The sequence below is a fragment of the Pseudomonas sp. 05N432 genome (assembly GCF_056396945.1).
The window spans coordinates 163,662-187,466 of the sequence record NZ_JBFTMM010000014.1; the positions used below are offsets into that span (position 1 = coordinate 163,662).

At 57.1% G+C, this 23,805-nt stretch carries 21 protein-coding genes and 3 tRNA genes; 3 read left to right on the forward strand and 21 right to left on the reverse strand.

What is annotated here, in order from left to right; translation table 11 throughout:
* Positions 1-319: 319 nt before the first annotated feature.
* Positions 320-1,168, forward strand: a complete 849-nt coding sequence (nadC, locus tag AC1DHT_RS16625; protein ID WP_427542730.1) for a carboxylating nicotinate-nucleotide diphosphorylase — start codon at positions 320-322, stop codon at positions 1,166-1,168.
* Between the two features lie 38 nt (positions 1,169-1,206).
* On the opposite strand, the gene AC1DHT_RS16630 is transcribed toward nadC, so the two are convergent.
* Positions 1,207-1,512, reverse strand: a complete 306-nt coding sequence (locus AC1DHT_RS16630) for a DUF6388 family protein (RefSeq protein WP_054598178.1) — start codon at positions 1,510-1,512, stop codon at positions 1,207-1,209.
* Between the two features lie 302 nt (positions 1,513-1,814).
* On the opposite strand from AC1DHT_RS16630, the gene AC1DHT_RS16635 reads away from it, so the two are divergent.
* On the forward strand, positions 1,815-2,321 hold the full coding sequence (locus AC1DHT_RS16635) for a hypothetical protein (protein ID WP_427542733.1): 507 nt from the start codon (positions 1,815-1,817) through the stop codon (positions 2,319-2,321).
* A 7-nt stretch (positions 2,322-2,328) separates the two neighbouring features.
* Here the strand turns inward: AC1DHT_RS16635 and AC1DHT_RS16640 are convergent.
* The 16 genes from AC1DHT_RS16640 to rlmE form a co-directional block, all read right to left on the reverse strand.
* Positions 2,329-2,404, reverse strand: a tRNA-Thr gene (locus AC1DHT_RS16640).
* A 169-nt stretch (positions 2,405-2,573) separates the two neighbouring features.
* Positions 2,574-4,679 carry a polyribonucleotide nucleotidyltransferase gene (pnp, locus tag AC1DHT_RS16645; RefSeq protein ID WP_477761403.1) on the reverse strand — a complete coding sequence of 702 codons (2,106 nt, stop codon included), beginning with the start codon at positions 4,677-4,679 and terminating at the stop codon, positions 2,574-2,576.
* 196 nt (positions 4,680-4,875) lie between these two features.
* Positions 4,876-5,145 carry a 30S ribosomal protein S15 gene (gene rpsO, locus AC1DHT_RS16650; RefSeq protein ID WP_011332409.1) on the reverse strand — a complete coding sequence of 90 codons (270 nt, stop codon included), beginning with the start codon at positions 5,143-5,145 and terminating at the stop codon, positions 4,876-4,878.
* Between the two features lie 117 nt (positions 5,146-5,262).
* On the reverse strand, positions 5,263-6,180 hold the full coding sequence (truB, locus tag AC1DHT_RS16655; RefSeq protein WP_054594058.1) for a tRNA pseudouridine(55) synthase TruB: 918 nt from the start codon (positions 6,178-6,180) through the stop codon (positions 5,263-5,265).
* A gap of 3 nt (positions 6,181-6,183) precedes the next feature.
* Entirely contained in the window at positions 6,184-6,585 is a 402-nt protein-coding gene (rbfA, locus tag AC1DHT_RS16660) for a 30S ribosome-binding factor RbfA (protein ID WP_019691795.1), read from the reverse strand.
* Positions 6,586-6,744: 159 nt separating this feature from the next.
* Positions 6,745-9,261, reverse strand: a complete 2,517-nt coding sequence (infB, locus tag AC1DHT_RS16665) for a translation initiation factor IF-2 (RefSeq protein ID WP_427542740.1) — start codon at positions 9,259-9,261, stop codon at positions 6,745-6,747.
* A 26-nt stretch (positions 9,262-9,287) separates the two neighbouring features.
* On the reverse strand, positions 9,288-10,769 hold the full coding sequence (gene nusA / locus AC1DHT_RS16670) for a transcription termination factor NusA (RefSeq protein ID WP_019691793.1): 1,482 nt from the start codon (positions 10,767-10,769) through the stop codon (positions 9,288-9,290).
* Positions 10,770-10,816: 47 nt separating this feature from the next.
* Entirely contained in the window at positions 10,817-11,275 is a 459-nt protein-coding gene (gene rimP, locus AC1DHT_RS16675; protein WP_429539943.1) for a ribosome maturation factor RimP, read from the reverse strand.
* Positions 11,276-11,414: 139 nt separating this feature from the next.
* Positions 11,415-11,491 (reverse strand) — tRNA-Met (locus tag AC1DHT_RS16680).
* A 96-nt stretch (positions 11,492-11,587) separates the two neighbouring features.
* Positions 11,588-11,673, reverse strand: a tRNA-Leu gene (locus AC1DHT_RS16685).
* A 22-nt stretch (positions 11,674-11,695) separates the two neighbouring features.
* The gene (gene secG / locus AC1DHT_RS16690; RefSeq protein WP_054594060.1) at positions 11,696-12,079 is read right to left on the reverse strand and encodes a preprotein translocase subunit SecG; all 384 of its coding nucleotides are present in this window, start codon (positions 12,077-12,079) and stop codon (positions 11,696-11,698) included.
* A gap of 4 nt (positions 12,080-12,083) precedes the next feature.
* Positions 12,084-12,839: a triose-phosphate isomerase gene (tpiA, locus tag AC1DHT_RS16695; RefSeq protein ID WP_442114562.1), complete on the reverse strand. Its 756-nt coding sequence runs from the start codon at positions 12,837-12,839 to the stop codon at positions 12,084-12,086.
* Between the two features lie 66 nt (positions 12,840-12,905).
* Positions 12,906-14,243, reverse strand: coding sequence for a phosphoglucosamine mutase (gene glmM, locus AC1DHT_RS16700; RefSeq protein ID WP_477761410.1), 1,338 nt, complete (start codon positions 14,241-14,243; stop codon positions 12,906-12,908).
* Positions 14,244-14,259: 16 nt separating this feature from the next.
* Positions 14,260-15,111, reverse strand: a complete 852-nt coding sequence (gene folP, locus AC1DHT_RS16705) for a dihydropteroate synthase (protein ID WP_427534353.1) — start codon at positions 15,109-15,111, stop codon at positions 14,260-14,262.
* A gap of 8 nt (positions 15,112-15,119) precedes the next feature.
* Entirely contained in the window at positions 15,120-17,021 is a 1,902-nt protein-coding gene (gene ftsH / locus AC1DHT_RS16710; RefSeq protein WP_429539924.1) for an ATP-dependent zinc metalloprotease FtsH, read from the reverse strand.
* Positions 17,022-17,223: 202 nt separating this feature from the next.
* Positions 17,224-17,853, reverse strand: coding sequence for a 23S rRNA (uridine(2552)-2'-O)-methyltransferase RlmE (gene rlmE, locus AC1DHT_RS16715; RefSeq protein WP_103318606.1), 630 nt, complete (start codon positions 17,851-17,853; stop codon positions 17,224-17,226).
* 101 nt (positions 17,854-17,954) lie between these two features.
* On the opposite strand from rlmE, the gene AC1DHT_RS16720 reads away from it, so the two are divergent.
* Positions 17,955-18,263, forward strand: a complete 309-nt coding sequence (locus AC1DHT_RS16720) for a YhbY family RNA-binding protein (RefSeq protein WP_019691785.1) — start codon at positions 17,955-17,957, stop codon at positions 18,261-18,263.
* Positions 18,264-18,272: 9 nt separating this feature from the next.
* Here AC1DHT_RS16720 and AC1DHT_RS16725 read toward each other — a convergent pair whose 3' ends face one another.
* From AC1DHT_RS16725 to carA, 4 genes are all read right to left on the reverse strand, one after another.
* The gene (locus AC1DHT_RS16725; protein WP_427547271.1) at positions 18,273-18,677 is read right to left on the reverse strand and encodes an MFS transporter; all 405 of its coding nucleotides are present in this window, start codon (positions 18,675-18,677) and stop codon (positions 18,273-18,275) included.
* A 28-nt stretch (positions 18,678-18,705) separates the two neighbouring features.
* Positions 18,706-19,182: a transcription elongation factor GreA gene (gene greA / locus AC1DHT_RS16730; protein ID WP_427534348.1), complete on the reverse strand. Its 477-nt coding sequence runs from the start codon at positions 19,180-19,182 to the stop codon at positions 18,706-18,708.
* A complete protein-coding gene (gene carB, locus AC1DHT_RS16735; protein ID WP_054594067.1) occupies positions 19,179-22,400 on the reverse strand; it encodes a carbamoyl-phosphate synthase large subunit in 3,222 nt (1,073 codons plus the stop codon). Before carB ends, greA begins: the two co-directional genes overlap by 4 nt.
* Before the next feature lie 139 nt (positions 22,401-22,539).
* Entirely contained in the window at positions 22,540-23,676 is a 1,137-nt protein-coding gene (gene carA / locus AC1DHT_RS16740; protein ID WP_477761404.1) for a glutamine-hydrolyzing carbamoyl-phosphate synthase small subunit, read from the reverse strand.
* Positions 23,677-23,805: the final 129 nt, after the last annotated feature.

Here is a 23,805-nt window from a genome sequence, read left to right on the forward strand (position 1 = left end):
GTGAAGCGACAAACGCTCACCGTCGGCTCACAACGCAATCGTGATGCACCGCGCTGCATTTCAAGTATCGGGAAGCCAAAGAGACGTCAAGGCTATGACGTCAAATGAAAGGCGCAATTATCTGCAAAAGACCTCCCGAGTACCAGCAGACTCTGCATCCCCCCATAAAACAGCGTTCGATCACAGACCAGCACGCAGGAGGAATAACGATGGCGAGTCGACCAAATGCAGGTTTTAGAACCCGCTGAAAGTAGTGCGCGCCTTGGGTTCGCTTGCAGCATGGCCCTATAATCGGATCACTTTGTTTGTGGAGCCCGTTATGCCGAATCTACGCCTCGCCGATTTGACCGCCGAAATCGAAGCCAACGTGCGCCGTGCGTTGCTTGAAGACATCGGCAGCGGCGACATCACCGCACAACTGATCCCGGCCGAACGCCTGGCCAAAGCCACGATCATTACCCGTGATGCAGCCGTCATCAGCGGCACCGCCTGGGTCGACGCCGTGTTCCGGCAGCTGGACCCGCGCGTTGCGGTGCACTGGCAAGTGCGCGACGGTGAGCGCGTGAGCCCCAATCAGCCGTTGTTTCACCTCGAAGGTCCGGCCCGCTCGCTGCTGACCGGCGAGCGTAGTGCACTGAACTTCCTGCAACTGCTTTCCGGTGTCGCCACTCGTGCGCAATACCTGGCCGACTTCGTTGCCGATACTCAGGTGAAACTGCTGGATACCCGCAAAACCCTGCCTGGGCTGCGATTGGCGCAAAAGTACGCCGTAACCTGCGGCAGCTGCCACAACCACCGCATCGGCCTGTACGACGCTTTTCTGATCAAGGAAAACCATATCGCGGCCTGCGGTGGCATCCCTCAAGCCATCGCCGCCGCGCACAAGATCGCGCCGGGCAAACCGGTGGAGGTTGAAGTGGAAAGCCTGGAGGAGCTCAAGGAGGCCCTGGCGGCGGGCGCCGATATCATCATGCTCGATGAGCTGAGCCTGGACGACATGCGTGAAGCCGTGCGGCTGAATGCCGGCAAGGCGAAACTGGAGGCCAGCGGTGGCGTCAACGAAAGCACCTTGCGGCCAATCGCCGAGACGGGCGTGGATTACATCTCGATTGGCGCGATGACCAAGGATGTGAAGGCTGTAGACCTGTCGATGCGCTTGAGTCTCTGACAAAAAGAAACGCCAGCCTCATGAGGCTGGCGTTGCTTTCAAACCACCAGATTGTTCATCTCGCAGTATTCTTCCCACTCGACACCCAGCACTTCGGCTGCTTCCTTGTGCAACGCAAGGCGCGTCGCTTCGTACTCTTCAGGCGTTGAGGTGTACTTGAGCGTCAGCTCCCAAGGCTGCAAGCCCTGTGCTTCTGCCTCGTCCTCGAACGCCCACTGAATCTGATCTTTCTGATCGTCGGCGCTCAGGTTCTTGATCTCTTCCATCAATTCCGGCGCATCAAGCATGTACTTCTTGAGGGCCTCTTCGTGTCTTTGTTCTTGAGTCATTTCGTTCACGGTCATGGCGTTCTCGCTGATCATGGGAATGGAAGATGGATCTGGATCATCAAGGATCTCTCTGACGCAGAAAACCGTTTGAAGCCCGGTTTATCTGGCCTTCAGAACCATTCGGGATCATCTGAAAACTGCTGGGCGATGCTCATGCAGGCAACGAATATAGGACGTTTGGCCCGCGAATTACACGGCTCTTTACATCTCTTCCACAAAAAGTTTCATGCCGGGGGCATCAGGAGCCTCGGGAACATAATTTAAAATCCAAAGTCATAGCGATGTGCCATATCGGTACTTCACAAGGAACCTCAGTGATGCACAGTTTTTCGAAGCTTTCCTCTGTTCTGTCCGCCACCGCAATGACTGCCCTGCTGGGTGTCCTGGCTCTGCCGGGCACCGCAATGGCCAGCATTGAGCTGAGCAACAGCGGTCCGTCCTACGATGACAAACTCTCCGCCATCCACAGTGAATACGGCAAGGACGTTCTGGTCAAAAGCGACTTGCGCATCGACGAACTGAAAAAGATGCAGGAAACCATCAAAGACCAGACACGCCAGATCGAAGAACTCAAGCGCAGCAACGGTTCCAGCTCAAGCTCCAGCAGCAAGGAGATCGACGACCTCAAGAACAAGGTCAAGGAGCAGGAACGTGATCTGGATAAGCTCGGTCGGCAGGTGGAAGATCTCAATCGCAACAGCGGCTCCAGCTCCAGCTCGAATAGCAGCGAGATCTCGAACCTGAAACGGACCATCAGCGATCAGGACCGTGCGATGGATCAGCTCAAACGCACCGTCGAGGAATTGAGCCGCAAGGTGAAATAAGGGGAAGTGGTGCCCGAGACAGGAATCGAACCTGCGACCTTCGCGTTACGAGTGCGCTGCTCTACCGGCTGAGCTACACGGGCGGTGGGCTAAAGCTAGCACTGACTTTGGGGTCGGGCAACCTGGACAAGCGCCTCATTTTTCGCGGATTTGCTCTGAGCCAGCTGCTACAAGGGCGCATTTACTTCACACAGCAAAACGCCCCGAACCAGTCGGGGCGTTTGCTTGTTCAGCGCTTAAGCTGCGGGGTAATTAAACGCCCGAAGCCTTGGCTGCTGCTACGTCTTTGATGGACAGTTTGATACGGCCGCGGTTGTCCACGTCCAGTACCAGTACTTCCACTTCCTGGCCTTCTTTCAGGATGTCGGTCACTTTCTCAACGCGAGCGTCGCTCAGCATGGAGATGTGAACCAGACCGTCCTTGCCTGGCAGGATGTTGACGAATGCGCCGAAGTCGACGATACGCTCAACTTTGCCGACGTAGATCTTGCCGATCTCAGCTTCAGCGGTGATACCCAGAACGCGCTGACGCGCAGCTTCTGCAGCTTCTTTGGTTTCGCCGAAGATCTTGATCGAGCCGTCGTCTTCGATGTCGATCGAAGCCTTGGTCTCTTCACAGATCGCACGAATGGTCGCGCCACCTTTACCGATGACATCACGGATTTTGTCGGTGTCGATTTTCATCGCGATCATGGTCGGAGCATTTTCCGACAGCTCGGTACGCGACTGGGCAATGATCTGGTTCATCTGGCCGAGGATGTTCAGGCGCGCTTCCAGGGCTTGGCCCAGAGCGATTTCCATGATTTCTTCGGTGATGCCTTTGATCTTGATGTCCATCTGCAGCGCGGTAACACCTTTGGAGGTACCGGCTACCTTGAAGTCCATGTCGCCCAGGTGGTCTTCGTCACCCAGGATGTCGGTCAGGACGGCGAATTTCTCGCCTTCTTTAACCAGACCCATGGCGATACCGGCAACCGGCGCCTTCATCGGCACGCCAGCGTCCATCAGGGCCAGGGAAGCACCGCAGACCGACGCCATCGAGCTGGAACCGTTGGACTCGGTGATTTCCGATACCACACGGATGGTGTACGGGAACACGTCAGCAGCAGGCAGCATGGCCTGAACCGAACGACGGGCCAGACGGCCGTGACCGATTTCGCGACGACCAGCGCCACCCATGCGACCACACTCGCCCACCGAGAACGGAGGGAAGTTGTAGTGCAGCATGAACGGGTCTTTTTTCTCGCCTTCCAGGGTGTCCAGCAGTTGTGCGTCACGGGCGGTGCCCAGAGTCGCGACTACCAGAGCCTGGGTTTCGCCACGGGTGAACAATGCCGAACCGTGGGTCTTCGGCAGAACGCCGACTTCGATGTTCAACGGACGTACGGTGCGGGTGTCGCGACCGTCGATACGTGGCTTGCCGTTTACGATGTTTTCGCGAACGGTGCGGTATTCGATTTCACCGAAAGCAGCTTTGACTTCGCTGGACGAAGGCTGGCCTTCTTCACCGGACAGCTTGGCAACAACCTGGTCTTTCAGTTCGCCCAGGCGAGCGTAACGGTCGGCCTTGACGGTGATGGTGTAGGCCTGGGAGATCGCGTCGCCGAACTCGGCACGGATAGCGTCCAGCAGTGCAGTGGCTTCAGGCTGAGGAGCCCAGGTCCAGGTTGGCTTGGCAGCTTCGGCGGCCAGTTCTTTAACAGCGTTGATCACAACCTGGAACTCGTCGTGAGCAAACAGTACTGCGCCCAGCATCTGGTCTTCGGTCAGCTCTTTGGCTTCCGATTCAACCATCAATACCGCTTCCGAAGTACCGGCAACGACCATGTCCAGGCTCGATGCTTTCAGTTGCTCGTAAGTCGGGTTCAGCAGGTAGCCGGTGCTTTCGTGGAACGCAACGCGGGCAGCGCCGATCGGGCCATCGAAAGGAATGCCGGAGATCGCCAGCGCAGCCGAGGTACCGATCATCGCAGCGATGTCCGGATCGGTCTTCTTGCTGGTGGAAACGACGGTGCAGACAACCTGCACTTCGTTCATGAAGCCTTCCGGGAACAGCGGACGGATCGGACGGTCGATCAGTCGGGAAGTCAGGGTTTCTTTCTCGGAAGGACGGCCTTCAYGCTTGAAGAAACCGCCAGGGATCTTACCGGCAGCGTAGGTTTTTTCCTGGTAGTGAACAGACAGAGGGAAGAAGCCCTTGCCTGGATCGGCTTGTTTGGCACCGACTACAGTCACCAATACGCTGACGTCGTCGTCAACGGTGACCAATACTGCGCCGGAGGCCTGACGGGCGATACGGCCAGTCTCGAGGGTAACGGTCGACTGACCGAACTGGAATTTTTTGATTACCGGGTTCACGGTGTCCTACCTTCTTTGTGGCTCTTGGGGGAACTGGTTTTCTTGCGAAATTCTTGGGCAATGTCGGGAATCGGCCCAACCCTTGTCCAGGGGTAAAACGTGTCTCCAGATAAAACTTGAGGCTGGGAGCCTGCCATGCGCCAGCGGGAAACCCGCTGACGCACGACAGACAACCAACCTCTAGCGCAATCGCTGATTAGCGACGCAGACCCAGGCGAGCGATCAGAGCGCTGTAACGGCTCACGTCCTTGCCTTTCAGGTAGTCCAGCAGCTTACGACGCTGGTTAACCATGCGGATCAGACCACGACGGGAGTGGTGATCTTTACCGTTGGCCTTGAAGTGACCTTGCAGTTTGTTGATGTTGGCGGTCAGCAGTGCAACTTGCACTTCTGGCGAACCGGTGTCACCAACAGCTTGCTGGTAGTCAGCTACGATTTGAGCTTTTTCTTGAACGTCGAGAGCCATGAGGCAATCCTTTTATCAGGAAACTGTTTCAAAGAAACAGCTTCAACAGGCCAGGGACAAATCCCTGTATCTAAAAATGAGTAGTGACCGTGCCTGTTAACAGCCACCCTCGTTCGGTCATTCTGACCGAATCAGTCGACGTGGCGCGATGCGCCCGTCTTCGCTCACTTCACCGATACCGATGAAGCGACCATTGTGATCCTGTACGCGTACCATGCCAAACTTCGGTGCATCCGGGGCGCGAACCGGCTGGCCGTTGAGCCAGTAGAACGAGCTGTGCTCCGAGAACTGCAACAGTGGCCAATCCAGCAGGCCGCTGTCCGATGGCATCAGGAAGCGATCAACCGCTTCGTTGCCGCCTTCGGCATGTACTGCTTCCAACTCTTCCAGCGTGACCGTCTGGGCCAGGCTGAACGGACCGGCCTGGGTACGTCGCAACTGCGCAACGTAAGCGCCACAACCGAGTGCTTCACCAATATCCTCCACGAGGGTGCGGATATAGGTGCCTTTGCTGCAATCTACGGCGAAGCGCGCAGTATCACCTTCAAAGGCCAGCAATTCCAAGCGCGCAATAGTAACAGAACGCGGTTCGCGCTCCACCACTTCACCTGCACGAGCCAACTTGTACAACGGCTGGCCGTCACGCTTGAGGGCTGAGTACATCGGCGGTATCTGACTGATTTGCCCACGAAATTTCGGCAAAACCGCTTCGATATCGGCGCGACAAACGGTCACCGGGCGCTCCTGCAAAACTTCACCTTCAGCGTCTGCCGTGGTGGTGGTCTTGCCCAATTGCGCCAGGGTTTCATAGCCCTTGTCGGAGTCGAGCAGGTATTGCGAGAACTTGGTCGCCTCACCGAAGCACAGCGGCAACACGCCGGTGGCCAACGGATCAAGACTGCCGGTGTGCCCGGCCTTCTCGGCATTGAGCAGCCAGCGAACCTTCTGCAACGCCGCGTTGGAGGTGAACCCCAGCGGCTTGTCGAGCAGAATGATGCCGCTGACGTTACGACGGATACGTTTGACCTGAGCCACCGATTACTCCTTGGTGTCTACGGGTTCTGCCGCAACCGGGTGCTGATTGTCTTCAGCCACGGCGCGTTCGATCAATGCCGACAGATGAGCGCCACGCACGACGCTTTCGTCGTAGTGGAAGTGCAGCTGAGGAACGCTGCGCAGCTTCATCTCGCGAGCCAGCTGCATGCGCAGGAAGCCGGCGGCCGAGTTCAAAACCTTGATGCTTTGGGCGATATCGTCTGCGCTGTCCTGCCCCATCACGGTGATGAAGATCTTGGCGTGACCGACGTCACGACTGACTTCAACAGCGGTAATGGTGACCAGGCCGACGCGCGGGTCTTTGACTTCACGACGGATCAGCTGTGCCAGCTCACGCTGCATCTGATCGCCGATACGTTGGGTACGGCTGTATTCTTTTGCCATGTCTTGTTACCTGTTACTGCCTCACGGTGAAACCCGTGTGGTCTGAAAGCGGCAAACGCCCGGCCTGACAGAAGCCAGACCGGGCGTTGCGTTTAGAGTCCGGGTGATGCGCCGTGCATTTGCATGCGGCTGCCCATCACGGCTCTTGAAGTGCGCGAGTTAGAGGCTGCGAGCAACCTGAACCTTCTCGAAGACTTCGATCTTGTCACCGACTTTGACGTCGTTGTAGCTCTTCACACCGATACCGCATTCCATGCCGGCACGTACTTCGGAAGCGTCATCCTTGAAGCGGCGCAGGGATTCCAGCTCGCCTTCGAAGATAACGATGTCTTCACGCAGTACACGGATTGGACGGTTACGGTGCACAACACCTTCGATAACCATGCAACCGGCGATCGCGCCAAACTTCGGCGAACGGAACACGTCGCGGACTTCAGCGATACCCAGGATGTTCTCCCGAACGTCGCTGCCAAGCATACCGGTCAGGGCTTTCTTGACGTCTTCGATGATGTCGTAGATCACGTTGTAGTAACGCATATCCAGACCTTCCTGCTCGACGATCTTGCGAGCGCCAGCATCGGCACGCACGTTGAAGCCGAACAGTACAGCGTTGGAGGCCAGTGCCAGGTTGGCGTCGCTCTCGGTGATACCACCGACACCGCCACCGACTACACGCACTTGCACTTCGTCGTTACCCAGGCCGTTCAAGGCACCGTTCAACGCTTCCAGCGAACCACGGACGTCGGATTTGAGGACGATGTTAAGCGTCTTCTTCTCTTCCTGGCCCATGTTTTCGAAGATGTTTTCCAGCTTGCCTGCGTGAGCACGAGCCAGTTTGACTTCACGGAACTTGCCTTGACGGAACAGAGCCACTTCACGGGCTTTCTTCTCGTCGGCCACTACGCTCATCTCGTCGCCAGCGTCCGGGGTACCGTCCAGGCCGAGAATCTCGACAGGGATGGATGGACCGGCTTCCTTGATTGGCTTGCCGTTCTCGTCGAGCATGGCGCGAACGCGGCCATAGTTCGAACCGACCAGTACCATGTCGCCTTGGCGCAGGGTGCCGTCCTGAACCAGAACGGTTGCAACCGGACCACGACCTTTGTCGAGACGCGATTCAACCACGACACCACGGCCAGGAGCCGAAGGAGTCGCTTTCAGTTCGAGAACTTCAGCTTGCAGCAGAACAGCTTCGAGCAGTTCGTCCACACCGGTACCGACTTTCGCCGAAACCGATACGAACGGAGTGTCGCCGCCCCACTCTTCCGAGGTCACGCCGTGAACCGACAGTTCGCTACGGATGCGATCGAGATCGGCGCCCGGCTTGTCGATTTTGTTCACTGCAACAACCAGTGGAACACCAGCAGCCTTGGCGTGCTGTACGGCTTCAATGGTCTGCGGCATTACACCGTCGTCCGCTGCAACCACCAGGATCACGATGTCGGTCGCCTTGGCACCACGAGCACGCATGGCGGTAAACGCGGCGTGACCCGGGGTGTCGAGGAAGGTGACCATGCCACGTTCGGTTTCAACGTGGTACGCACCGATGTGCTGGGTGATACCGCCGGCTTCGCCAGCTGCTACCTTGGCACGACGGATATAGTCGAGCAGCGAGGTCTTACCATGGTCAACGTGGCCCATTACGGTCACGACTGGCGCACGGGAGAAAGTCTCACCTTCAAACTTCAGGGACTCGGCCAGGGAATCTTCCAGGGCGGTGTCGCTGACCAGGGTCACTTTGTGGCCCAGCTCTTCAGCAACCAGTTGAGCAGTTTCCTGATCAAGTACCTGGTTGATGGTCGCTGGAGTACCCAGTTTGAACATGAACTTGATAATTTCAGCTGCCTTGACCGACATCTGCTGAGCGAGATCGCCAACAGTGATGGTCTCGCCGATCTTCACTTCACGCACGACAGGGCCGGTTGGGCTCTGGAAACCGTGAGCGTTGCGTTTCTTCAGCTTGGCCTTGCCGCGACCACCACGACGGAAGCCATCGCTTTCTTCGTCGGTAGTGCGTGGAGCAACGCGTGGAGCAGGCGCCTTTTCCTTGACCGAAGCGCGATGTGGAGCGTTTTTGCGCTCACCATCACCCGCGCCACGACGATTGTTATCGTCGGCGCGTGGTTTGTCCGGACGACGCTGTTCGTCGCGTTTACGAGTGTCCGCCGCTGGTGCAGCCGCTACAACCGGTGCTTCACGCACTGGCTCGGCAACTGCAACAGGTGCTGCAACAGCTTCAGTAGAAGCAGATTGCACAGCAGCAGGCTGGCGACGCGCTTCTTCTTCGGCGCGACGCTTGGCTTCTTCTTCAGCCTTCTGACGTGCAGCATTTTCTACTGCGCGACGTTCTTCCAGTTCGCGTTTGCGCTCGGCTTCGATTTCTTCCGGGCTGCGCTGTACGAAGACTTTCTTCTTGCGTACTTCAACGCTGATGCTTTTGCTGCCAGCAACACGCAGGGTGCTGGTGGTTTTACGCTGCAACGTGATTTTGCGCGGTTCTTCCACTTTCGCCTTGTGGCTGCTTTTCAAGTGAGTCAGCAAAGATTGCTTCTCACTGTCGGTCACATGTTCCTCGGCGGCGGTGTGCGGCAGACCTGCCTCACGCATCTGCTGCAGCAGGCGCTCTACCGGTGTTTTGACCTCATCGGCCAGTTGTTTCACCGTGACTTGCGTCATGCACTTCTCTCCTCAGGCCGCGCCTATTACTCGAACCAATGGGCTCGGGCGGCCATGATCAACTTGCCGGCACGATCATCGTCAATGCCGTCGATGTCGAGCAGGTCGTCAATAGACTGCTCGGCCAGGTCTTCGCGGGTAATTACGCCGCGCACCGCCAGTTCCATCGCCAAATCCTTGTCCATACCCTCAAGCGAGAGCAGGTCTTCGGCCGGATGGGCGTCTGCCAGCTTTTCCTCAGTAGCGATGGCTTTAGTCAACAAACGATCCTTGGCCCGAGCGCGAAGCTCGTTGACGGTGTCTTCGTCAAAGCCATCGATGTTGAGCATTTCTTCCAACGGTACGTAGGCAATCTCTTCCAGGCTGGTAAAGCCTTCATCAACCAGCACCTGTGCCAGATCTTCGTCGACTTCCAGCTCGTCGATGAAGTTGCGCAGGATGTCGCCGGTTTCTGCTTGCTGTTTAGCCTGGATGTCCGATTCGGTCATCACGTTCAGGGTCCAGCCAGTCAACTGGCTAGCCAGACGCACGTTCTGACCACCGCGACCGATGGCCTGAGCCAGATTGTCTGCGCCAACGGCGATGTCCATTGCATGGGCATCTTCGTCAACGATAATTGCCGCAACCTCAGCCGGGGACATGGCATTGATCACGAACTGCGCCGGGTTGTCGTCCCACAGGACGATATCCACACGCTCACCGCCCAATTCGCCCGACACTGCCTGGACGCGCGAACCGCGCATACCAATGCAAGCACCTTGCGGATCAATGCGTTTGTCTTTGGAGCGGACCGCGATCTTGGCGCGCGAACCCGGGTCACGGGACGCAGCCATTACTTCGATCAGGCCTTCAGCAATTTCCGGCACTTCGATGCGGAACAACTCGATCAGCATTTCTGGCGCGGTACGCGACAGAATCAGCTGCGGGCCGCGGTTCTCGGTGCGGATTTCCTTGAGCAGTGCACGCAGGCGCACACCCACCCGGAAAGTTTCGCGAGAAATAATATCTTCACGAGCCAGCAGCGCTTCAGCATTGTTACCCAGATCAACGATCACGTTGTCGCGGGTTACTTTCTTCACGGTGCCGGAGATGATTTCTCCCAGACGCTCGCGGTAGGCATCAACGACTTGAGCGCGCTCGGCTTCGCGAACTTTCTGCACGATAACTTGCTTGGCAGTCTGCGCAGCAATGCGGCCGAATTCGATGGACTCGATTTTTTCTTCGACAACATCACCGACCTTCGCGCCAGGATGCGTTTCCTGAACCTTGCTCGGCCAGGTTTCAACAGCCGGATCATCCAGGTCTGCTTCTTCGACTACCGTCCAGCGACGGAAAGTTTCATAAGCACCGGTGTGGCGATTGATTTCCACACGCAGATCAACTTCGTCTTCAAAACGCTTTTTGGTAGCAGTGGCCAGAGCCAGCTCCAGCGCTTCAAAAATCACGTTTGCCGGTACGCCCTTTTCATTGGATACCGACTCAACAACCAGCAGTACTTCTTTGCTCATCGTACGCCTCGCCTTTCGCAAGCCATTGGATCCGCGGGATCCGCGTCTCAGTCAAAACTGGGAATAATGTTGGCCTTGTCGATCATATCGATCGGCAACAGGAATTCATGGTCATCCACCTGCACCACGACGTCCTGCTCTTCTACACCGCGCAGAAGGCCCTGAAAGTTGCGTCGGCCTTCAAAAGGCGAGCGCAGCTTGATCTTCACTTGGTCACCGGCAAACTTTGCAAACTGTTCAAGCGTGAACAGCGGGCGTTCCATGCCAGGCGAGGAAACTTCAAGGGTGTATTCAACGGAGATCGGATCTTCAACATCCAGCACACCGCTGATCTGACGGCTGACGATGGCACAATCGTCCACCAGCACACCGCCTTCTTTATCGATATAAACGCGCAACAGTGAGTGGCGACCTTGAGCCGAAAACTCAATACCCCAGCATTCATAGCCAAGGGCCACGACCACCGGGGCCAACAAGGCCTGCAACTGTTCTAGCTTGCTCGACACCTGAACCCCCTCGTGCATGTATGTGCATGCTATGCAAAATAAAAAAATGGGCGAAACGCCCATCCCTGAAACGCCGTTGAACAGCGGCGTTATAAAGTGTCCAGCTAACAAAAAGCCCCTGAAAAGGGGCTCCTGAAACTGGTTGCGGGGGCCGGATTTGAACCGACGACCTTCGGGTTATGAGCCCGACGAGCTACCAGACTGCTCCACCCCGCGACAAAGCTGGGGCGGAAGTATACGACCGATCCCTAACAGGGTCAATGTAACCTTCCACCTACAAGAAAGCCCGCAACAGCGGGCTCTCCTGATAATTGGTACCGAGAAGGGGACTCGAACCCCTACACCCTATGGGCACAACCACCTCAAGGTTGCGTGTCTACCAATTCCACCACCTCGGCAATACTACGTTTGAAACCCTTCTTACTTTTGCTCTTGAGCTGGAGGTACGTCAGTCGCATTGGTTGCCGACTTTTGCTCTTGAAGCACCGGGACATCATCAGAAGCCGGTTTTTGCTTTGGAACTTCCAACACTGCTGGGTTTGGCAAACCTACTTGAGTCAGCTGGTGAGCTTTCTCTTTAGCAAAGTAACCTAACCCTAAGCTGGTTATGAAGAAACCTGCGGCAAGTATAGCAGTAAACTTACTAAGAAAGGTAGAGGAACCTTGGCTTCCGAACACAGTATTTGAAGCACCTGCTCCGAAAGACGCGCCAGCATCCGCACCTTTACCCTGCTGCAGCAATACGAGAGCAACTACGCCCAGTGCACCCAGCAGATGAAAAACGACTACGACTGTTTCCAGCATTTTTTCAGTTTCCCGCGGCGCGACAAATCGCACCGAACTCATCTGCATTCAGGGAAGCTCCACCAATGAGCCCCCCATCGATATCCGGCATGCCGAACAGTTCGACCGCATTGGCCGCCTTCACGCTGCCGCCGTATAGAAGCCGCACACCTTGTGCGACCTCAGAATTCTCTGCCGCCAACTGAGCACGAATGGCTGCATGCACATCCTGCGCTTGTTGCGGCGAAGCAGTCAGCCCGGTGCCAATGGCCCAGACCGGCTCGTAAGCGATTACTGCCTTTGCAAATACACCAACACCCAGCTCATCGATGATGCTGCCCAGCTGATGCCCGACAACCTCAAGCGTTTTTCCGGCTTCACGCTGCTCAAGGGTCTCCCCTATGCACAACACCGGAATCAAGCCACATGCCTGTGCCGCTGCAAACTTTCGAATCAGCGTCTCGTCACGCTCGCCGATGATCTGGCGACGTTCGGAGTGCCCAATGAGCACCAGGGAACAACCTGCATCCACCAACTGACTCGGCGCAATCTCACCGGTCAATGCACCTTGCATGGCTTCCACCGCAGAATTCTGCGCGCCGACCGCAATCGACGTACCTTCCAAGTCACCAATCACTTGATTGATATACAAGCAAGGCGGGAATACCGCGACCTCAACACCGCTCGGCAAGACCAGATGACGAAGGCCGTTTATCAGCTCAGCGACGCTGGCGCGGGTACCGTGCATCTTCCAGTTACCAGCTACCATAGGGCGACGCATGCTGTACCTCGTCGGTCAAAGTGGGCGCAGATGTTACCCAACCACATCATTACTGGCAAGCCGAAATCAGGCAGAAACTTCAGCAACCAGTTTTGCGAGCTCCTCGGCGTAACCGCGAACCAGTGTTTCGTCCTCGCCTTCGACCATGACCCGCACCAGCGGCTCTGTGCCGGACTTGCGCAACAACACGCGACCACGCCCGGCCATAGCCTTGGTGACACGTTCGCTGACTTCTTTGACAGTCGCATGCTCGACCGGATTTTCGCCGCCGCCGAAACGCACGTTGATCAGTACCTGAGGACACTTGCGTAGCGCCTGCCGCGATTGAGCAAGCCCTTCGGAACGACGCTTCAGCGCCAACAACACCTGCAACGCAGCGATAATCGCGTCACCCGTGGTGGTATGACTGAAGCACACGACGTGGCCGGAGTTCTCACCACCCACCAGCCAGTTGCGCTCAAGCAGTTCGGCGATTACATAGCGGTCACCGACGTTGGCCCGTACAAAAGGAATCCCCAGATCCGCCAGGGCCAGCTCCAGCCCCAGGTTACTCATCAAGGTTCCAACGACACCGCCCTGCAATTTGCCACGCTCATGCAGGTCGCGCGCGATGATGAACAACAATTCGTCGCCATCGACGATCGCGCCCGTGTGATCAACCATCAACACCCGATCGCCATCACCATCGAAGGCAATGCCCAGATCTGCTTGCTCAGCCACTACGGCTGCCTGCAATTGCCCCATATGGGTCGAACCGCAATTGTGATTGATGTTCAGACCGTCAGGTTGCGCAGAAAGCACCGTCACCTGCGCACCCAGTTCGCGGAAAACACTCGGAGCTACCTTATAAGTAGCACCGTGTGCGCAATCGATCACAACTTTCAAACCCGCAAAATTGGTGCCGGTTGGCACACTGCTTTTGCAGAACTCGATATAACGACCCGACGCATCGTTGATTCGCGAGACCTTGCCGATCTTGCTTGATTCAACCACGGTCATCGGCATATCGAGCAATTCTTCGATCATCAGCTCAACATCATCCGGCAATTTCGTGCCTTGGCCGGAGAAGAACTTGATGCCGTTATCATCATGAGGGTTGTGCGATGCACTGATTACAATACCGGCCTCAGCATTGAAGGTACGCGTCAAATAGGCGATAGCCGGAGTAGGCATTGGCCCCAGCAGCATGACATCAGCCCCGGCCGAGGTAAGCCCGGCCTCAAGCGCCGATTCGAACATATAACCAGAGATTCGAGTGTCCTTGCCGACCAAAACCTTGCAAGCACCCTTACTGCGAAAGGCCATGYCCGCAGCCCAACCAAGCTTGAGCATGAATTCAGGGGTAATCGGATATTCGCCGACCCGACCACGAATGCCGTCGGTGCCAAAATATTTCTTAGTCATAAGTGCTCCATCATTCTTATTCGGCTGATTCAACTGCTGTGATCATCCGTACCACATCGACTGTTTCGGCCACGTCATGTACGCGCAAGATGCGCGCGCCCTTTACGACAGCCAACGCCGCGAGAGCCAGGCCGCCATGCAACCGCTCTCCTACCGGACGATTCAATGCTTGCCCGATCATGCTCTTTCGCGAAACCCCGACCAACAGGGGCCGCCCCAAGGCATGCAGGGCCTCCATATGCTTGAACAGACTCAAATTGTGCTGCAAATTTTTCGCAAACCCAAAACCAGGATCGAGAATGATCCGTTCGACCGGGATACCGACTGCTGCACACGACGCCATACGCTCAGCAAGAAACTCACCAACCTCTCTCGTCACGTCATCATAATGCGGGTTGTCCTGCATATCTCCCGGCTCACCGAGCATATGCATCAGGCACACCGGCAATCCGGTGGCTGCTGCCGCATCCAGCGCGCCATCTCGACGCAGCGAACGCACGTCATTGATCAGACCTGCTCCCAGACGGGCAGTTTCACGCATGACCGCAGGTGTCGAGGTATCGACCGAGATAATTACGTCCAGTTCGCGATGAATACGCTCGACGATCGGCGCCACGCGCTCCAGCTCCTCAAGCGGCGAGACCGCCCGTGCGCCTGGCCGGGTCGACTCTCCCCCTACATCAATGAGGGTCGCGCCGGCAGCCACCATCGCCTCAGCGTGTCGCAGAGCAGCATCGAGCTGACTGAAGCGGCCACCGTCAGAGAAAGAATCAGGAGTGACGTTGAGAATGCCCATGACATGCACATGAGCCAAATCAAGAACCCGGTTGCCGCAAGGCAACCGGGTTGAGGACTGTACTAGAGTCATTTCAAACCTTAGACGTCGGCAGCCGGGCCACCGATGGGAGTTTCCGGACGCTCTTCCTGTACGACAGGCGGAGTACCCGCACCACCCGACCAGTCACGAGGCTCACGCGGGGTGCGACCAGCCATGATGTCGTCGATCTGATCGGCATCAATGGTTTCGTACTTCATCAGCGCGTCGGCCATGGCGTCGAGCTTGTCGCGGTTATCCGTCAGGATCTGCTTGGCCGTGCCGTAGCACTGGTCAATGATGCTGCGCACTTCAGAGTCGATCAGCTTGGCAGTTTCGCCCGAGAAGCTGGCGTGCTGGCCACTGCCGCCGCGACCGAGGAACACTTCGCCCTCTTCTTCGGCATACATCAAAGGACCGAGCTTCTCCGACAACCCCCACTTGGTAACCATGTTTCGTGCAATCTGGCTGGCACGCATGATGTCATTCGACGCACCCGTGGTCACGCCATCGAAGCCCAAGGTCATCTCTTCAGCAATACGCCCACCGTACAGCGAGCAGATCTGGCTGATCAACGCACGCTTGGACAGACTGTAGCGATCCTCTTCCGGCAGGAACATCGTCACGCCCAACGCACGTCCGCGCGGGATGATCGAGACTTTGTAGACCGGATCGTGCTCGGGAACCACACGACCGACGATCGCGTGACCCGCTTCGTGATAAGCGGTGTTCTGCTTTTCTTTTTCGGACATGACCATGGACTTGCGCTCAGCGCCCATCATGATCTTGTCTTTCGCCAGTTCGAACTCTTTCATCTCGACAATGCGCTTGCCGGTACGGGCAGCGAACAGCGAAGCCTCGTTCACCAGGTTGGCCAGGTCGGCACCGGAGAAACCAGGCGTACCACGCGCGATAACCGCCGGAGCAACGTCATCACCCATCGGCACTTTGCGCATGTGGACTTTCAGGATTTGCTCACGACCACGAATATCCGGCAGCCCCACGACAACCTGACGGTCGAAACGACCCGGACGCAGCAGCGCAGGGTCAAGTACGTCAGGACGGTTGGTTGCAGCGATGACGATGATGCCGTCATTCATTTCGAAACCATCCATCTCTACCAGCAACTGGTTGAGAGTCTGTTCGCGCTCGTCGTGACCACCGCCCATGCCAGCACCGCGATGGCGACCGACAGCGTCGATTTCATCGATGAAGATGATGCATGGAGCGTGTTTTTTAGCCTGCTCGAACATGTCGCGAACACGGCTGGCACCCACACCGACGAACATTTCGACGAAGTCGGAACCGGAGATGGTGAAAAACGGTACCTTGGCTTCACCGGCAATCGCCTTGGCCAACAAGGTTTTACCGGTACCCGGTGGACCCACCATCAGTACGCCGCGAGGAATACGACCACCCAGGCGCTGGAACTTGCCCGGATCACGCAGGAACTCGACCAGCTCACCCACTTCTTCCTTGGCTTCGTCGCAACCCGCAACGTCAGCCAGAGTGGTTTTCACCTGATCTTCGGAAAGCAGGCGCGCCTTGCTCTTGCCGAAGCTCATCGGTCCGCCCTTGCCGCCGGCACCGCCCTGCATCTGCCGCATGAAGAACATGAAGACGGCGATGATCACCAGGATCGGGAAGCTGGCGACCAGGAGTTGAGTCCAGATGCTTTGCTGCTCAGGCTGCTTGCCCTCTACGACTACGTGGTTATCCACCAGGTCGCCGATCAGACCGTTGTCCTGAATGGCCGGACGAATGGTCTTGAAGCTGTCACCATCATTGCGCTTGCCAGTAATGACATAGCCGTCCACGGCTACGCGCTCGACCTTGCCATCCTTGACCTGCTGGATGAAGTCGGAATAGTTGAGGGTCTGTGGCTCGTTAGGGCTGGAGAAGTTGTTCATCACCGTCACGAGGACAGCCGCGATGATCAACCACAGGATCAGATTCTTTGCCATATCGTTCAATTAACTACCCTCTGAAGCAAGCTCCGCTACTGGCGCGCGCTTCGCATGATATTCACCGGCCTAACTTACTACATTACCTACAGCTCTGGCAGGCGCCGTCTGTAACCCTTTGTGAAACACTTTCTACACGATATTCGCTAATGCACGCGGGGCGAAATATGAAAAACCTATCACCCCGCCAAAAAACCTCGTTTTACTCACTACGCCCGCGGTAACCCCAAGCCAGCATGTATTGCTCGCGGGAACTGTCACGGGAAGAGTCTGGCTTGATCATCTGGATCTTGTCGAATTTCCGACGAGCATCCTTCAGGTAAACATCAAACCCTTCGCCCTGAAAAATCTTGATCACAAAATTACCACCCGGCTTGAGTATCCGTTCCGCCAAATCAAGCGCCAGCTCGCAAAGAAACATGGCTTTTGGCATGTCCACTTCAGGCGTACCACTCATATTGGGGGCCATATCGGAAATCACAAGGTCCACCTGCGAATTACCCACGGCTTCAAGGATGCGAGCGAGCACTTCGTCCTGGGTGAAGTCCCCCTGTATGAAAGTCACGTCCGGAATACTGTCCATTTCCAGGATGTCCGAGGCGATCAGACGCCCCTGACCACCGATCAGCCGGCTAGTGACCTGCGACCAGCCACCGGGCGCCGCCCCCAGATCGACGACGCTCATGCCCGGACGGATCAGCTTGTATTTCTCCTGGACCTCCAGAAGCTTGTAACTCGCACGCGAGCGGTAGCCATCCTTCTGCGCCTGCTTCACATAGGGATCGTTGACATGTCTTTTCAGCCAACCAAGGCTTGTCTTGGAACGCGCCATTGGGCACCTCGATGATAAGGGTCGTGATTAATTGGGCGGATCCACGAGCCCTCGGGTAAAATGGCCGCCATTTTACAGAATCCAGACGAAAGGGTCAGATTATGCCGCTCACTCAAGAGCAGAAGAAACAGTACAAGTCCATTGGCCACCATCTGAAACCAGTTTTGACTGTGGCTGACAACGGTTTGACTGAAGGTGTTTTAGCCGAACTGGAACGCGCATTGGGCGATCACGAGCTGATCAAGATCAAGCTCAGCATCCTCGATCGCGAATCGCGCCTGGCAGCCATTGCAGAACTGTGCAAGGCCGGCAAAGCGGATCTGGTGCAAGTCATCGGCAAGATGGCGCTGATTTACCGCAAGAACTTCAGCGTCAACAAGCAGCTGTCGAACGTCCATCGCTTCAAGTGATGATACGGGTCAAGGGTGTGCTTCGCGCACCCTGCCACCCCATCCCGGCACCGGCTGCAAAACCAGCAGTAATCCGGCAAAACCCAGCACAAGATAGCTGAACGACAACCAGCGCTGTGCCTGCGGCCAGTCAATTCGCACGACGAAGTACATCGCACTCGCGTATAGCGCCATCAACAGCAGTTGCCCGCGAATATCGCGCCATAGACTGACAAGGCCCTTGGCCTGAACCAGCACCAAAACCTGAAAAACCACGCACGCCGCTGAAAAACCGACCAGCAGCGCACTCAGCATGCTTGAAATTTCTTCGATCAACAGCGGCGCCAAGCCAATACGGCTCAGCACCGGGAGCAGACCGATGTGCAACAACCACAGGCCGCCAACCCATAACATCTGAGTCAGCTGCCAAAGCATCGCGCCCGCACGGAGCAGGCGCTTGCCTTCAGATATGGCGGACTTCGACAATCTCGTACTCGATAACGCCGCTAGGCGTTTTGACCGCCACCACATCACCCTCTTCCTTGGCAATCAAGGCGCGAGCAAGTGGCGAACTGACGGAGATCTTGCCGAGTTTGAAGTCAGCCTCATCCTCGCCCACGATGTGGTAAGTGACACTTTCATCCGTTTCGACGTTGGCGATTTCAACGGTGGTACCGAAAATCACTTTGCCGGTGTGAGGAATCGTCGTGACATCGATGATCACCGCATTCTGCATGCGGCCTTCGATGTCACGGATCCGCGCTTCAACCATACCCTGCTGCTCGCGAGCAGCGTGGTATTCGGCGTTTTCCTTCAAGTCACCCAACTCGCGAGCCGTACCGATGTCCTGGCTGAGCTTCGGACGGACGACCTTGGTCAGGTGAGCGTGTTCTTCTTCCAGGGCCTTCGCGCCCTTAACGGTCATTGGGTATTTGATCATGCCTTCAATCCTGCGTGTAGATCCTGCAAGCGGCGCACAGTCTTCTCGGGACCGAACTTCAGCGCTTCACAGATAGCTTCGCCAGCAGCAATGGTGGTGGTGCAGTAGATCTTGTGCTGCAAGGCATTACGACGAATGGAGTACGAATCAGCGATCGACTGACGACCTTCGGTGGTGTTGATGATCAGCGTGACTTCGTCATTCTTGATCATGTCGACCACGTGCGGACGACCTTCGGTCACCTTGTTCACACGGCGCACTTTCAGACCTGCAGCTTCGATCAGCTTGGCAGTACCGGCAGTGGCGACCACTTCGAAGCCCAAGTTGATCAGATCACGGGCTACGCCTGCAACCAGCGGTTTGTCATCGTCACGCACGCTGATGAAGGCAGTACCGCCGGTCGGCAGCACTTCGCTGGCACCCATCTGGGCTTTGGCAAAGGCTTCGCCGAAGGTGTCGCCGACACCCATCACTTCACCGGTGGACTTCATCTCCGGGCCAAGGATCGGGTCAACGCCAGGGAACTTGGCGAATGGGAACACCGCCTCTTTCACGCTGTAGAAGTTAGGAATGATTTCCTTGGTGAAACCGATTTCCTTCAGGGTTTTACCAGCCATCACGCGAGCCGCGATCATTGCCAGGGAAACACCGATGCACTTGGACACGAACGGTACGGTACGGGAAGCACGCGGGTTGACTTCGATGACGTAGATGTCTTCGCCTTGCAGCGCCAACTGAACGTTCATCAGGCCAACCACGCCCAGCTCCAGGGCCATCTTCTTGACCTGCTCACGCATCTCGTCCTGGATATGCAAAGGCAGCGAGTACGGCGGCAGCGAGCACGCGGAGTCACCGGAGTGAACACCTGCCTGTTCGATGTGCTGCATGATCGCGCCGATCACCACGTCGGTGCCGTCGCAAACCGCATCCACGTCCATTTCGATGGCGCAGTTAAGGAAGTGGTCCAGCAGCACAGGACTGTCGTTGGACACTTGAACCGCTTCACGCAGGTAGCGCTTGAGTTCTTCTTCTTCGTAGACGATTTCCATCGCCCGGCCGCCCAGTACGTAGGACGGACGCACCACCAGCGGGTAACCGATTTTCGCGGCAGCACGAATGGCTTCGTCTTCGCTGCGCACGGTGGCGTTTGGCGGCTGACGCAGGTTCAGGCGCTGGACCATCTGCTGGAAGCGCTCACGGTCTTCAGCGCGGTCGATTGCGTCAGGGCTGGTACCGATGATCGGCACACCAGCAGCTTCCAGGGCCCGAGCCAGTTTTAGCGGAGTCTGGCCGCCGTACTGGACGATCACGCCTTTTGGCTTCTCGACGCGGACAATTTCCAGCACGTCTTCCAGGGTCACCGGCTCGAAGTACAGGCGATCGGAGGTGTCGTAGTCGGTGGATACGGTTTCCGGGTTGCAGTTGACCATGATGGTCTCGTACCCGTCATCGCGCAGGGCCAGTGCCGCGTGTACGCAGCAGTAGTCGAACTCGATGCCTTGACCGATACGGTTAGGACCGCCGCCCAGAATCATGATCTTGTCGCGACCCGATGGTGCGGCTTCGCACTCTTCCTCGTAGGTCGAGTAGAGGTAAGCGGTGTCGGTGGCGAACTCGGCGGCGCAAGTGTCGACGCGCTTGTAGACCGGGAACACTTCAAGCTTATGGCGATGGGCACGCAGGCTCTTCTCGGTCACACCCAGCAACTTGGCCAGGCGTTGATCGGAGAAACCCTTGCGCTTGAGGCGGAACATCATGTCGCGGTCGATGCTGGTCAGACCCAGGGTCTTGACCTTCTCTTCGTCCTTGATCAGATCTTCCATCTGCACCAGGAACCAAGGATCGATCATGGTCATGCCGAAGATGTCTTCAACGCTCATGCCGGCGCGCATTGCGTCAGCCACGTACCAGATACGCTCGGCGCCCGGCACGGTCAGCTCGCGCTTGAGTACGCTCATGCTTTCCGGATTGCTCAGGTCGAGCTTCTCGTCCAGACCGCAAACACCGACTTCCAGACCGCGCAGAGCTTTCTGCAGGGATTCCTGGAAGGTCCGACCGATGGCCATGACTTCGCCAACCGACTTCATTTGAGTGGTCAGGCGGGCGTCGGCTTTCGGGAATTTTTCGAAGGCGAAGCGTGGCAGCTTGGTCACGACGTAGTCGATGGACGGTTCGAAAGACGCCGGGGTTTTACCGCCAGTGATGTCGTTCGACAGCTCATCCAGGGTGTAACCCACAGCCAGCTTGGCCGCGACCTTGGCAATCGGGAAACCGGTTGCTTTCGAAGCCAGCGCCGAGGAACGGGATACCCGCGGGTTCATCTCGATGACCACCATGCGACCGGTGTTCGGGCAGATGCCGAACTGGACGTTGGAGCCGCCGGTTTCCACGCCGATCTCGCGCAGTACCGCCAGGGAGGCGTTACGCAGGATCTGGTATTCCTTGTCGGTCAGGGTCTGTGCCGGAGCCACCGTGATCGAGTCACCAGTGTGCACGCCCATCGGGTCGAAGTTTTCGATCGAGCAGACGATGATGCAGTTGTCCTTCTTATCGCGGACAACCTCCATTTCGTACTCTTTCCAGCCAATCAGCGATTCGTCGATCAGCAGCTCTTTGGTCGGCGACAAGTCCAGACCGCGGGCGCAGATTTCTTCGAATTCTTCACGGTTGTAAGCGATACCGCCACCGGTGCCGCCCATGGTGAAGGACGGACGGATGATGCACGGGAAGCCGAGCTTCTCGAGGACCGCGTTGGCCTCTTCCATGCTGTGGGCGATGCCGGAACGCGGGCAAGCCAGGCCGATGGATTTCATCGCCTTGTCGAAGCGCGAGCGGTCTTCAGCCTTGTCGATGGTGTCAGCGTTGGCGCCGATCATCTCTACGCCGAACTTCTCCAGAATGCCTTCGCGCTCCAGGTCCAGGGCGCAGTTCAGAGCGGTCTGGCCACCCATGGTCGGCAGCAGCGCGTCCGGACGCTCTTTCTCGATGATCTTGGCAACAGTCTGCCACTTGATCGGTTCGATGTAGGTGGCGTCGGCCATGGCCGGGTCGGTCATGATGGTGGCCGGGTTGGAGTTCACCAGGATGACGCGGTAACCCTCTTCGCGCAGGGCTTTGCAAGCCTGGGCGCCGGAGTAGTCGAATTCGCAAGCCTGGCCGATCACGATCGGGCCAGCACCAAGAATCAGGATGCTTTTAATGTCTGTACGTTTTGGCATGGGTAGTCACTCAAATCCGCAGGTCCGACGGCAATTCCCAAGGAGAAGCCGTCTTGATCAATCTCTGAAGCCCTTCAGGGGCCGCCGGGTTACCGGGGCCACCCTCAGGGACTTCTCGCTACATGCTCAAGCCCGGCGATTAACGTCGCTTGGCCATCTCGTTGATGAAGCGATCGAACAGCGGCGCCACATCGTTCGGACCAGGGCTGGCTTCAGGGTGACCCTGGAAGCTGAACGCGCTCTTGTCGGTACGCTCGATGCCTTGCAGGGTGCCGTCGAACAGCGATTTGTGGATCGCCCGAACGTTGCCTGGCAGGGTCGCTTCGTCTACCGCAAAACCGTGGTTCTGGCTGGTGATCATGACGACACCGGAATCCAGATCCTGAACCGGGTGGTTGGCACCGTGGTGACCGTGGCCCATTTTCAGGGTCTTGGCGCCAGAGGCCAGAGCCAGCAGTTGGTGCCCGAGGCAGATGCCGAACACCGGGATATCGGTTTCCAGCACGTCTTTAATGGCCTGGATCGCGTAGTCGCATGGCTCAGGGTCACCCGGGCCGTTGGACAGGAACACACCGTCCGGCTTCAGAGCCAGAACGTCAGCAGCCGGCGTTTGAGCTGGCACCACGGTCACGCGGCAACCGCGCTCGACCAGCATGCGCAGAATGTTGACCTTGACGCCGTAGTCGTAGGCAACCACGTGGTACGGCAGATCGGAAGCGTCGAGGGTCGCGTGGCTGTCGGTTTTCAGATCCCAGACAGTCGAGCGCCATTCGTACTGCTTTTTGGTGCTGACGACTTTCGCCAGATCCATGCCCTTCAGGCCCGGGAAGCCGCGCGCCGCTGCGATCGCAGCCTCGTCGGAGATGTTGTCGCCAGCCATGATGCAGCCGTTCTGCGCGCCTTTTTCACGCAGGATGCGTGTCAGGCGGCGGGTGTCGATACCGGCGATTGCCACAACATTGTTGGCTTTCAGGTAGTCGGACAGGGACATCGTGTTACGCCAGTTGCTCGCAACCAGTGGCAGGTCACGAATCACCAGACCTGCAGACCAGACGCGGTCGGACTCGGCGTCTTCCGGCGTGGTGCCGGTGTTGCCGATGTGCGGGTAAGTCAGGGTAACGATCTGTTGGGCGTAGGAAGGATCGGTAAGGATTTCCTGATAGCCGGTCATGGCGGTGTTAAACACCACCTCACCAACGGTTTGACCGTCGGCTCCAATGGCTTCGCCGCGAAAAATGCTGCCATCAACAAGGGCGAGTATGGCTGGCTTAGTCAAGAAGACCTCCCGTAAATAAAGCCTGAAAGGGCGATCGCAGGTTGTAAAAAAGCGGAGTGACGTATGGACACGTCACCCCGCTTCTTCACTGAATTATTCTGCGCGCTTTTAGTGGACACACTAAAGCTG